The sequence below is a fragment of the Zoogloea sp. JDB1 genome (genome assembly GCF_056724025.1).
Genome location: NZ_CM161496.1, coordinates 1,427,712 through 1,439,504, shown reverse-complemented (window position 1 = coordinate 1,439,504; position 11,793 = coordinate 1,427,712). Strand labels below are relative to the sequence as shown.

The window sequence follows — 11,793 nt, the reverse complement described above, 5'->3', positions numbered from 1 at the left end:
ACAACGGGCATCAGACTGGACGCAAGGTCTGGACTTCTTGCATCGGCCGGCAAGGATGAGTTCTCCCATCTCGTGAAGGCGTTCTGATCGTCCCGAATGCATTCCGGCACACAGAGCACTTATCGCATCCCTCCAAATCCTCTTCGCCACACCACGAATCGTCTTCGCTCCCCGCGGCCCGGTCACCGGTCGCTGAACTCGCTTCGGGCCATCCGAGTGCGTCATGTCACAGCTCAAATGCATAATCCGTCGTAGTGTATCGAGCATGGACAAGCCTTCCAGCCCATCAACAAACTCACCCGCCTACGCTAATGACAAAAAACTCACCAAGCATCGAGCAACCTCGCATCGTTCGTATTTCGACCAATCTGCTGTGGCTCGCATGGATATTGGCGTTGATCCTTCAACTGATCTACGCGGGATGGAACTTGGATGTAGTTCTTAACAATTTCCTGAAAGGCCTCGTTCTTATTTTTTCCATACACGCATATCTCATTACCGGCATATCAAGAGGTAGGAATTCAGCTCGATGGATTTCCTTCTTGTTTTTTGCTGGCGGCCTCATCCTTGCACCACCAAGTATTGCAGAACTTACAGACGCTCCTTTCTTGATTTCGATAGAGCTATCCCAACTACTTTCTCAGAGCCTCGCTTTTGTCGGACTGTTCACACCTTCTTCGAATGCGTGGTTCAAGTCCTCATCCACCAGAAGGAGCGCCGTCAATACGGGCTAAGCCTGCTCTTGAGCAAGTCCGGAACGATACTAATCATCGGTTGCTGAACTCGCTTCGGACCATCCGAGTGCGTCATGTCACAGCCCAGATGCATAAGCCGTCGTAGTGTATCGAGCATAGACAGCATCTCCAGCCTCTTGCCCACCGCACACACGCCATGACCAATCCCACCAAAGTCCGCATGTCGCCGCAACATCTCAGGGCTGACGAAGACACCTACCGCGCCCTCAAAGGCATCCCCCACTACCAGCCCTACAAGGACGACTACAGCTTCCCCGCCGTCAGCGCCGCCTATGAACGCCTGAACGCCGCCCACGAAGCCGAACTCCACGCCCGCAACACCCACGCCGCCACCCGCGACGCCCTCATCGCCGCCCAGCACGAATTCCACGAACTGATCCTCGGCGTGAAAAGCCAGGTCAAGGCGATCTACGGCCCGGATTCGGACGAACTGGCGGCGCTGGGGTTGAAGAAAAGGTCGGAGAGGAAGGGGCGGGGGAAGACGTCGAGCAAGTCTGCGAATGTAGTAGCCGTCGACCGTAACCGTTGATACCTGGAGAACCCCCATGTCAATGATTGGAAATTTGCTAGCGTTGCCCCAAACCGAACTGGATTCGCTATACGCCAATCCTGAGTCAGTTCCGATGGTCCTCTATGAAACGCGCGCATCTGAAACTGTGGATCTCGATAAAGCGTGGCACGGAATCCATTTTATGCTTACAGGAGAGCAGTACGGCGGGGCAGGACCGCTTGCCCAAGTCATCATGGGAGGCGTACCGATCGGCGAAGAGGATGTTGGTTACGGCCCGGCCAGGGGAATGTCTGCGTCCGATGTAAAAGAAGTGGCGACTGCACTTGGCCAAATATCGGAAACAGACTTTCGAAATAGATTTGATCCAGCCGCGTTGAGTAACGCCGATATCTACCCCAGGATTTGGGAGGATGGCGATAGCGCCTTGAACTACATTACAGATAATTTTCTTGAAGCTAAGCGCTTTTATGAAACGGCTGCCAATAAAGAATTGGCCGCAATTCTATTCATCAACTGAACATTTCTGAACTGTCGGCATAAACGCGCGCGAACGTATCGAAATCTCGCGCCGAGTGCCGCCAGGCATTCGGCGCGAGACAGCATCAAGCGTTGGCCCCCGCCTCCCTGCGTCTCTGAACCAGCAGCGCATCACCCAGTTCGCGGACTTCTCCCGCGATCATGTAGCAGGCCCACAGGTAGTCATCCCTGTGGCTCTGCGCCATCCGCCGGAACGCGTCGCCGGCATCGCCGTAGGTCATCGCCAGCAAGGCCTGCAACTGTGCGAGGCGGGCTGACATCTGGTCGGTCAGGGCCATCGCATCGGTTTCATCGTCGAGGCGGTACAACGGACTGCTGGTGGCGGGAAAATGCAGTGGCGTGCTCATTGCCCGCACCTCCGGATTGGAAGCGCGTCGGCAGATGCGCTTGGTGGAATAGTCGCGTGCAAGCGTAAGCACGCCAGGACTGAAATGGTCATGATGGGGACTCCTTCGTTGCGGACTGAATCCGCCCTCCGTCGCCAAACGGGGGGCGGGCCAAAGCGGGGTTGGCGAACCGGAACGAAGGCACCGGCAGGGCCGAAGCCCTCCCCACCCGGCCCGCCATTGATCAGGACGCACCAAGGGTGTTGCAGACGAAAAAGGCCGCAATGCGGCTGGAATGTCTGCCTTCGTTGATCCAGGTCGCCAAACCCGTATCGCTGTTGTCTCAGCGACGCGCGGAGTATCGGCCGGGCTGCGACATGGCGTCAAGAACGCAGCAGCAAGATGTGGGCCGCTCGCCCAAGGACAGTCCCGATACCGGCCCGGAGATCAAGGAACCAAGCACTCACGGCGCGGCAACCGTTTTGACATAATTCGCCCCACCATCAATTCAGCGTCATATGTAATGCAAGGGTGAGAGGATGCCATTCACACCATTCCACTTCGGCCCCGGCGCTGCCCTGCATGCACTGGCGCCACGCCGCATGAGCTTTCTCGCCTTCTGCGCGGCCAATGTGGTCGTGGATGTCGAGCCGCTGTATTACATGCTCACCCACCAGTATCCGCTGCACCGCCTTTTCCATACCTTCGTTGGAGTGTCCGTCGCGATAGCGCTGACGGTGGCCTTGTTCATCGGCTTGCAGAAAGTGGCCGCCAAGATTCGCTTCATTCCGAATCTGTTCGGCTGGAAGTCGCTCACCGTGTTGCCCGTTGTGGTCGGTGCCGTACTCGGCGGCTATACCCACATCGTGCTGGATGGCCTGATGCACGAGGATATCCGGCCTCTGGCGCCATTCAGTTCCGCCAATCCCTTTCAGGGGCAGGTATCGCTGGGGGCATTGCATTGGTTCTGTGTGTATGCGGGAGTGTTCGGGCTGACCGTGGTGGCGATACGCAGACTGGCGCATCGCCGACGGACACAACCCATTCGGCCGTGAATGGCTGCCCCCTGTGCCCAGATTCACAGACCGGATCATTACGGAAACATACAATGATGCCGACAACATCCCCATCGACTCCGAGAAGAGAAACATGAAACGCATCCTTGCTCCCGCAATTATTCTGGTCGGTACCATCGGCATGCTGAGCGGCTGTGCGACCGAAGATTCCCGCAGTCTCGCCGTGGCGAAATCCGCGTCGGCGGCGCGGCCTTATAGCGGTGTGCGCAATCCCATTTCCGTGGGCAAGTTCGACAATCGCTCCACGTTCATGCGCGGTATTTTCACCGATGGAGTGGACCGTCTCGGCAGCCAGGCCAAGACGATCCTGATCGGGCATCTCCAGCAGAGCAACCGCTTCAATGTGCTGGATCGCGACAACATGAGCGAGATCAAGCAGGAGGCGGCGTTGAGCAAGACGACGCAGACCTTGAAGGGTGCGCGTTTCGTCGTAACCGGCGACGTCACCGAATTCGGCCGGAAGGAAGTCGGCGATCACCAGTTGTTCGGCATCCTGGGGCGCGGCAAGCAGCAGATCGCCTATGCCAAGGTGACTCTGAATGTGGTGGATGTGCAGACCGCCGAGGTCGTTTATTCGGCCCAGGGCGCCGGCGAATACAGCCTGTCCAACCGGGAGGTGATCGGTTTCGGCGGCACGGCCAGTTATGACTCGACCCTCAACGGCAAGGTGCTCGATCTGGCGATACGCGAGGCAGTGGACAGCCTCGTGGGCGGCATCGAAAGCGGCGCGTGGCGCCCCGCCAATTGATTCGCGCCGACACCCTCGCCATGTATCGCATTTGCAGAAGTGGTTTGCTGGCCTCGGCGGTGCTGTGCGCCGCGCTGACGACGGGCTGTGCCAACCGTCCGCAGTCCGTCTATTACTGGGGCGACTATCAGCCCCAGATCTATACCTATTTCAAGGGAGAAAAGGGGCCGGAGGATCAGATCCAGGCCCTGGAGGCGACGCGTGAAAAAGCCGCGGCCCAGGGCAAGCCCCTGCCGCCCGGCTTTCAGGCTCATCTGGCGATGCTGTACGGCCAGAGCGGGCGCACCGATCGCATGAAACAGAACCTCGAAGCAGAGAAACAGCAATTCCCTGAAAGCACGGCGTTCATGGATTTCCTGCTGAAGAAGGTCTCCCCCTGACGGTCCGTCGAGGCACACGATGAAAGCGAAATACGCCATGAAATGGACCACCCTGCTGGCCGCCGCCTTGCTGCTGGGCGGCTGCGCGACGCAAGGCAAGAAATACGACTACTCGGCTTTCCAGCAGAGCCGTCCGGCCTCCATCCTCGTCCTTCCGCCCCTCAATGGTTCGCCGGATATCGGTGCAACCTACAGCATGTGGTCGCAGACGACGCTCCCGCTGGCCGAGTCGGGCTATTACGTGCTCCCGGTAACGCTGGTCGACGAGGCCTTCCGGCAGAACGGCATGACAGCACCGGCCGACATCCATGAGATTTCCATCAGCAAGCTGCGCCAGATATTCGGCGCGGATGCGGCGCTGTATATCAACGTCAAGCAATACGGCACGTCCTACATGGTGGTGTCGAGCGAGACGAGGGTGACGGCAAGCGGCAAGCTGGTGGATCTGCGTTCCGGGGCAACCCTGTGGGAAGGCAGCGCAACGGCGTCCACCAGCGAAACCGACAATAATTCCGGCGGCGGCATTGTCGGTTTGCTGGTCAAGGCCATCATTTCCCAGATTGGCGACACGCTCTCCAATCGGGGGCACGCCATTGCCGGCATCACCAGCAGCCGTCTGCTCTCTGCCGGGCAGCCTAATGGGATTCTTTATGGCCCCCGCTCCCCCAAGTATCTGAAGGACGGCTCGCCGACGCCTTGAGGGCCGGATGGGGCAATTAGGCGGGGCGCTCCGCGAAGCCAACAGCAAGCTCCCCGCAAGAAATGCGAAAGATCAGCGAAAGGCATTGCAGAGTATCGATGTCGAAGGGCTTTACACGCCACTTCAAGCTTTCGCCCCCATCGGCAGGAAATTTCTGATTAATTAATCATCTAATCGCATCAGCCTGCTTCTTGCTTGGTGAGTTCAGTCGCAGCTTCTTGCAGCGCGACAAAACCAAAGGAGGAAGACATGAGCAGAATTCTTGCCAGAACGCTGCGTGGCGCTCTTTCGCTGGTGCTGGTGGCGGGGGCGGTAAATGCGGAAGCAACCCTCTTCTCGGGGACGCTGTTTTACACCACCTATAATGGAGGGCAGAACGTCTGGAGTATCGATTTCAATTACAGCACCACGACAAACAACTATAACCTCACCAATAATACGAACATTGCCTCCACCAACGGCGCCGATGGCATCATTTTCGGGCCCACCGGCAATCTGCTGATCGGTGGCCAGGGTTCCGGCAATGTCTACGAGGTTAGCAAAGCCAGCGGCGCGGTACTGAATACCCAATTCACTGGTACACCGTCCTATCACCTCACCCTCGATCCGAATGGCAACAAGGTTTACACCAGCGATTTCGGCGGGAGGCTGAATACGCTGTCGGTGCCCATCGGAACGGGCAATACGCCCACCACCATCATCGGTGACGACGGCGGCGTCACGCAGATCGCCTTCGGCATGGGCAGTTCCGTCTTTTATGTAAATGGGAGCCCGAATGGCGGCGGGAACCTGGGTACGATCGATCTATCCACCGGTACCACATCGCGTCTCTATTCAGGAGTGACACCCGCCCACGGCCTGATCTTCGATCCGTTCACCAACATGATCACGATGTTTGGAGATGGCCATACCGGGACGATGAGCGCCACCGACGGATCGGGTCTCAAGACCAGCAACACTCAATTCACCTGTGACTTCGACCAGGGCGCGGTAACAGGTACAGGGATCGCGCTGGTTGCAGGGTGCGGCCAACTCACCCTGCTCGACTACACCCAGTCCCACGACATCACGAATCCGGACTGGTACGGCTCGATCTTCGTCAATGGCGCGATCGACGATGTGGCGCCACTCGTCGGTGCCGGCTCTGAATGTGGTAACCGGTGCGGACACGTCCCCGAACCGACAACACTCAGCCTGCTCGGCCTCAGCATCATCGGGGCAATGCTGGCCCGTCGTCAAAGGGCCTGAGAAATTGCAATGATTCGCGCCGGACATCCAGCGCCCGGCACGAAAGCCCTTTTGACATCGCTTTTTCCATCATCGGATGGCGGCTGAAGAGTCGCTCGCTCCCACTCCCCCGACACCAGAATATTCCAATCTCGTAATCCCAACGGCGTTTGCTAACATTCCATTCGTGTACATTAAAGCGCAGACACGATTTCGGCAAACGTCTCGCCACGCGCCTCTCGTGAGGGCTGCGGCACGTGTGCCGTCCCCCCAAATAAGATTTCAGCGAGGCAATCCATGGATATCGATTTCCACTACTACGCCACCTACGTAGCGGCCGTCGTTGCAGGTTACAACACCACCGACGCCACATCGATCGCGCATGCCGCGCAGTACATCGATGACGCGACGCCGATCCGGCAGATCAAGACAGCCGATATCGAGACGATCGCCACGGTATTGCCGACCCTGTCCAGCGATCCCCACGAGGAAACGGCGGTGGGCTCGGCCAACGACTGGAATCCGAACAAGATCGCCCGCCACCGGCGGATGTGGACGGCCTTCCATTTCCTGCCCGGCAATATCGGCCCCCATTACGCGGTGCCCTACAAGGGTCCTCAGTCCGATTCGTCCGTCTATGGCGCGTGGAACTACAACGACGAGCTGGCCCAGCTGCAGTTCCAGTCCATGTGCCTGCCCGGCAGCCCGCTCGCGGTGGCGATGGTTGAGGACACGCTCAGGAATCATTCGCACGATCTGAAGATGATCGGCATCCGCATGCATGTGCTGATCGACACCTTCGCGCACCAGCACTTTTGCGGCTCGGCGGCCTGGCATGTGAATGACGTGCACAACGATGGGCAGTACTACGACAAGGGCGGGAACATCATCAACATCGAGGTGGGCTTTTTCGACAAGACCAGCGGATCAGGCAACTACAACTCGCTCAACTTCACGGGGCATGGCCGTATGGGCCACTTGCCGGATTACCCGTGGATCACCTTCCTGTACCAGCCGCGCTGGTCGGACAAGACGATCACCCGCGACAACCCCACCCAGTACAGCCGGGCCTTCCGGGAAATGGCCCATGCGCTGTACTGCATCCGGACCGGCACGGAATACAGCTACGGCCTGTCCGACGATGCGCTGCTAAGCAGGCTCGGTGTTTCCGGCGCGGTCTTCGCCACGGTGGACGAGATCATCCGCCTGCGGCCGAAGGGCGAGAGCGTTGGCGAGCGTACGGCCTACATTCTGTCGGACTGGACAGACGAGCGTTGCGAGAACTGGCGGGAAAGACTCAATGGCCAGCGGTTCGAGCACGCCCTGCTGAAAGCGGCGCCGCCGGACTACCAGGAAGCCCAGTACCAGGAAGAGGCCGAGGCGCTGCTGGACAGGAGTCAGTCCATCAGCGGCAGCGCATACGCGGCGTGGCATGGAGCCGCGCTACAGCACCTCGACTTCGTGGACACCTACCTGGGTGAGCACAAGCTGGGCCGTCTGCTCGGCACCGTGCCCTTCGTGGGGGCCGCAGAGTTGAAGCACATCCTGGACAAGACCTGTTTCATCGCACCGCGCATGAACGAGAAGGAGGCCGTCGTCGAGGTGGAGAACGACAGCCGGGAGAGCGGCACGCCCATCCAGTTGTACGACCGCAAGCATGCCACGCCCGAAGTCCACTGGACACCCAAATACGCCGGAAAGAACGACGACGGCGACGATCTGTTCACCTTCCACAACGCGCGCATCGGCAAATACCTCAGCGTGAAGGACGGTTTCGCCCGCAGCAGTGACAAGCCTTATTCCTTCCGTCTGTCGATGAGCTCCACGAACATCGGTGCTGGAGCTCCGAAACAGCCCCGCCATCTGTCGATCTGGGTGAATGACGATCACGTGCTCAAGCTCGAGGACAACCAGTTCGGCGATAGCACCAAGCTGCAGGTCTGGGAGCCGGACCCGAACAATCCTCACTTCAACGACTGGCTCATCCAGGCGGTCTAACTGAGTCCTTCCACCGCCGGCTCCGCCGCCACGCTCTTTCCGGAGTCCGGTGGCATGCAGCGCGTGCGAGCCAGCCCGCTCATCCGACAATGCACTCCCAGCTGATCGTCCCGCCCCACCCCACACTGGCCCCGTGGATCTATCCGACGCTGGTGGTCGGTTTCCCTGCCGGTTGCCTGTCGCGCATTCCGGCGGCACTGAGTCCGGCGCTGATCCTGTTCGCGCGGGGTGGCGGTTGGCGGACGGATGCGGCGGGCAAGCGCTTGCATCGTTATCCTCGTGCGGTAATCGCTGGTCCGTGCCTGACGCCGCGCTTTACCGAGATCGAGGCGGGCGGGGTGTTCGTGTCGATGCTGTTCCGCCCGGGCCTGCTGGCGGAGGCGCTGGGGCCGAGCGTGGCGGAGTTGCGTGACCGGACGTTTGCGCTGGACGAGGTGTTTCCGCCGGCTGATGTCAGGCGCATGCTCGATCGCATCGACGAGGAGAAACATCCGGCCCGCTGGGTGGCCCACCTGCAGGATCTGGTGCGCCGCGCGCTACGCGTCGGGCGCAACGTCCAGCAGGCTCAGCACGAGACGGGCTCGATGGTGAGATTGTTCGAGCCGGCCGAGATGCAGGCGGCGGCGCTGTCGGTCGGTTTGCGCCAGTTCGAGCGGCGCCTCAACCGGGCCTATGGTGCCAATCTGCGGGATCTGCGGCGGGTGGCGCGCTTCGGCTTCGCGTTGCCGAAGTTGTTTGCGGGCGCCGGGCGGCGCGGCCATGTGGCGCGGGTCGCGCAGGAGTTCGGCTATTACGACCAGGCCCACATGGACCGGGATTTCGCGGCGCTCACTGGCTATTCACCGCGCACGCTGGTGCAGTCGTCGGCCGGCGACGATCCGGGCTTCTGGCTGTACCGCATCGGTCAGCCGGATTTCCGCACGCTGTTTCTGCCGGAGGATGTCGATTCCGTACAAGAAAGGGTCTTCGTCCGTCCCTAGAGTGGCATGCATTTGTTCTTCCCCGAAAGGAGATCCGCAATGCATGCCCCCACCCTACACGGCGACGGTTACCTGCTGACCCGCGCCGATGCCCTGTTCGACATGGTCCGCAGCGACAGCCTGTGGTTCCTGACCTTCGGCCTGGCCTGCTGTGCGGTGGAGATGATCCACGCCGCCTCGGCGCGCTATGACATGGATCGCTTCGGCGTGCTGCCACGGGCCAGCCCGCGGCAGTCCGACCTGATGATCGTGGCCGGGACGCTGACCAACAAAATGGCGCCGGCACTGCGCAAGGTGTACGACCAGATGGCCGAGCCGCGTTACGTGATCTCAATGGGCTCGTGCGCCAACGGCGGCGGCTATTACCACTATTCCTATTCGGTGGTGCGCGGCTGCGACCGCATCGTGCCGGTGGACATCTACGTGCCCGGCTGCCCGCCCACCGCCGAGGCGCTGTTGTACGGACTGATGCAGTTGCAGAACAAGATGCGCCGACGTCCGGCGTTAATCCAGCGCTGACCCAGTGCCGAACGGGCCTAGCCGCCCCCAGGCGGCTTGCCAAGCATGGCGCGCAGGTTGGCAATCCGCGCCCGCGCGTCTTCCTTGCTGACCGGTTCGGGGTTCTTGCGGTCGCTGCGCTTGATGCCTTCGGCGCCCATCTCGTCGATGAAGCGCGACGGGTCGCAGGTGCGCACGTCGCGGCCGGCCTTGCGGCGTTCGCAGTAGCTGATGGTCAGGCTGCGCTGGGCGCGGGTGATGCCCACATACATCAGGCGGCGCTCTTCCTCGATCTTGTCTTCGTCGATGGACGACTGGTGGGGCAGCAGCCCTTCCTCGACGCCGACCAGGAAGACATGCTTGAACTCCAGGCCCTTGGAGGCGTGCAGCGTGGCCAACTGGACCTGGTCGAGCTCCTCGTCATCCTTGTCGAGCATGGTGATCAGGCTGATGGTCTGGATCATGTCCGACAGCGTCTTGCCGTCTTCTTCGCCCTTGCGGCCGAGCCAGCCGGTGAAGTCGCTGACATTGCTCCACTTGGTCTCGGCTTCGCGGGGCTCACAACTTTCGTACAGCCAGGCTTCGTAGTTGATGGCCTTGAGCATGTCGCCGATGACCTGGCCGGCCGGCTCCCGCGGTGCCCGGTGGGCCATGCGGTTGATGAAGTGGCAGAACTCCCGCACGGTCTCGAGCTGGCGCGTATTCACATGCTCGGAAACGCCCTCCTCGAAGGCCGCGGTGAACAGGCTGATGTTGCGGTTGGAGGCGTAGCGGCTGAGGGCTTCGATGGAGGCGGCGCCGACGCCACGGCGCGGCACGGTGATCGAGCGGATGAAGGACAGGTCGTCGTCCTCGTTGGCGATCAGGCGCAGGTAGGCGCACAGGTCCTTGATTTCGGCGTTCTCGAAGAAGCTGCGCCCGCCCGAGATGGCGTAGGGAATCTTGTGGTTGCGCAGCTGCTGCTCGAACAGGCGGGCTTGATGATTGCCGCGGTAGAGGATCGCGTAGTCCTTGAAGTGGGTGCGGTTCTCGAATTTGTGGGCGGAGAGTTTCATCACCACCGCCTCGGCCTCGTGCTCGGGGGTCTGGTAGGCCACCACGTTCACCGGGTCGCCGGCGCCGTGCTCGGACCACAGCTTCTTGTCGAAGAGCTTTTCGTTGTTGGCGATGACGGTGTTGGCGGCGTGCAGGATGCGCGTCGTGGAGCGGTAGTTCTGCTCCAGCTTGATGACCTTCAACTTGGGGAAATCGACCGGCAGCTGACGCAGGTTCTCCACGTCGGCGCCACGCCAGGCGTAGATGGCCTGGTCGTCGTCGCCCACCGCGGTGAAGGCCGCTCGCACGCCGGTGAGCAGCTTGATCAGCCGGTACTGGGCGCGGTTGGTGTCCTGGTATTCATCGACCAGCAGGTAGCGCAGCTTGTTCTGCCAGCGCTCGCGCACCTCGGGATGCTCCTCGAAGAGCTTGACCGGCAGGCGGATGAGGTCATCGAAGTCCACGCCCTGGTAGGCGCGCAGGGTCTTGTCGTATTCCATGTAGAGCAGCGCAGCGGCGGACGAGAGCTCGTCATTGGCCAGGTGAGCTGCCTCGTGGGGCTCGATGAGGGCATTCTTCCAGCTGGAGATCTGCCACTGCAGTGCCTTGGCGCGGTTCTTGTCGGTGCTGGCGGTCATCTCGGCGATGATCTGCGTGGTGTCCGACGCGTCGAGGATGGAGAACTGCGGCTTGAGGCCGAGCAGCGCGGCTTCCTGGCGCACGATGCGCACGCCAAGGGCGTGGAAGGTGCACACCGTGAGGCCCTTGACGGCGCGCCCACCCATCAGCTTCTCGATGCGCTCCAGCATCTCCTTGGCAGCCTTGTTGGTGAAGGTGATGGCCGCGATGTTGTGCGGGTTGAAGCCGCAGTCGCTGATCAGGTAGGCGATCTTCTGGGTGATAACCCGCGTCTTGCCGGAGCCGGCGCCGGCCAGCACCAAGCAAGGCCCGTCCAGGTAATGGATGGCTTCACGTTGCGGGGCGTTGAGGAGAAGGGACATGGCGGCGCTGCGGACATCGGG

General features: G+C 60.8%; 12 protein-coding genes. 10 read left to right on the top strand and 2 right to left on the bottom strand.

The features are described 5' to 3' along the window. The first annotated feature begins 891 nt into the window (after positions 1 to 891). Both AC1PPK_RS06320 and AC1PPK_RS06315 read left to right on the top strand, forming a co-directional pair. Entirely contained in the window at positions 892 to 1,284 is a 393-nt protein-coding gene (locus AC1PPK_RS06320; protein WP_481116990.1) for a hypothetical protein, read from the top strand. A 16-nt stretch (positions 1,285 to 1,300) separates the two neighbouring features. Further along, the gene (locus tag AC1PPK_RS06315; protein ID WP_481116989.1) at positions 1,301 to 1,783 is read left to right on the top strand and encodes a YfbM family protein; all 483 of its coding nucleotides are present in this window, start codon (positions 1,301 to 1,303) and stop codon (positions 1,781 to 1,783) included. An 85-nt stretch (positions 1,784 to 1,868) separates the two neighbouring features. Here the strand turns inward: AC1PPK_RS06315 and AC1PPK_RS06310 are convergent, their stop codons facing one another. Beyond that, positions 1,869 to 2,150: a hypothetical protein gene (locus tag AC1PPK_RS06310; protein ID WP_481116988.1), complete on the bottom strand. Its 282-nt coding sequence runs from the start codon at positions 2,148 to 2,150 to the stop codon at positions 1,869 to 1,871. Positions 2,151 to 2,731: 581 nt separating this feature from the next. Here AC1PPK_RS06310 and AC1PPK_RS06305 point away from each other — a divergent pair. The 8 genes from AC1PPK_RS06305 (at position 2,732) to AC1PPK_RS06270 (ending at position 9,757) form a co-directional block, all read left to right on the top strand. Continuing rightward, complete coding sequence (locus tag AC1PPK_RS06305) at positions 2,732 to 3,184, top strand: hypothetical protein (protein ID WP_481116987.1); 453 nt, start codon at positions 2,732 to 2,734, stop codon at positions 3,182 to 3,184. A 94-nt stretch (positions 3,185 to 3,278) separates the two neighbouring features. Next, entirely contained in the window at positions 3,279 to 3,953 is a 675-nt protein-coding gene (locus AC1PPK_RS06300; RefSeq protein WP_481116986.1) for a CsgG/HfaB family protein, read from the top strand. Then, positions 3,950 to 4,333: a DUF4810 domain-containing protein gene (locus AC1PPK_RS06295; RefSeq protein ID WP_481116985.1), complete on the top strand. Its 384-nt coding sequence runs from the start codon at positions 3,950 to 3,952 to the stop codon at positions 4,331 to 4,333. The genes AC1PPK_RS06300 and AC1PPK_RS06295 overlap by 4 nt, the downstream gene beginning before the upstream one ends. A gap of 37 nt (positions 4,334 to 4,370) precedes the next feature. Next, positions 4,371 to 5,033, top strand: a complete 663-nt coding sequence (locus AC1PPK_RS06290; protein ID WP_481116984.1) for a DUF799 domain-containing protein — start codon at positions 4,371 to 4,373, stop codon at positions 5,031 to 5,033. A 249-nt stretch (positions 5,034 to 5,282) separates the two neighbouring features. Beyond that, on the top strand, positions 5,283 to 6,281 hold the full coding sequence (locus AC1PPK_RS06285) for a PEP-CTERM sorting domain-containing protein (RefSeq protein WP_481116983.1): 999 nt from the start codon (positions 5,283 to 5,285) through the stop codon (positions 6,279 to 6,281). Between the two features lie 276 nt (positions 6,282 to 6,557). Next, on the top strand, positions 6,558 to 8,258 hold the full coding sequence (locus tag AC1PPK_RS06280) for a DUF6765 family protein (RefSeq protein ID WP_481116982.1): 1,701 nt from the start codon (positions 6,558 to 6,560) through the stop codon (positions 8,256 to 8,258). Between the two features lie 89 nt (positions 8,259 to 8,347). Beyond that, complete coding sequence (locus AC1PPK_RS06275) at positions 8,348 to 9,238, top strand: AraC family transcriptional regulator (protein WP_481116981.1); 891 nt, start codon at positions 8,348 to 8,350, stop codon at positions 9,236 to 9,238. Between the two features lie 39 nt (positions 9,239 to 9,277). Then, complete coding sequence (locus AC1PPK_RS06270) at positions 9,278 to 9,757, top strand: NuoB/complex I 20 kDa subunit family protein (protein WP_481116980.1); 480 nt, start codon at positions 9,278 to 9,280, stop codon at positions 9,755 to 9,757. 17 nt (positions 9,758 to 9,774) lie between these two features. Here AC1PPK_RS06270 and AC1PPK_RS06265 read toward each other — a convergent pair whose 3' ends face one another. After that, on the bottom strand, positions 9,775 to 11,772 hold the full coding sequence (locus AC1PPK_RS06265) for a UvrD-helicase domain-containing protein (protein ID WP_481116979.1): 1,998 nt from the start codon (positions 11,770 to 11,772) through the stop codon (positions 9,775 to 9,777). Between the last annotated feature and the right edge of the window lie 21 nt (positions 11,773 to 11,793).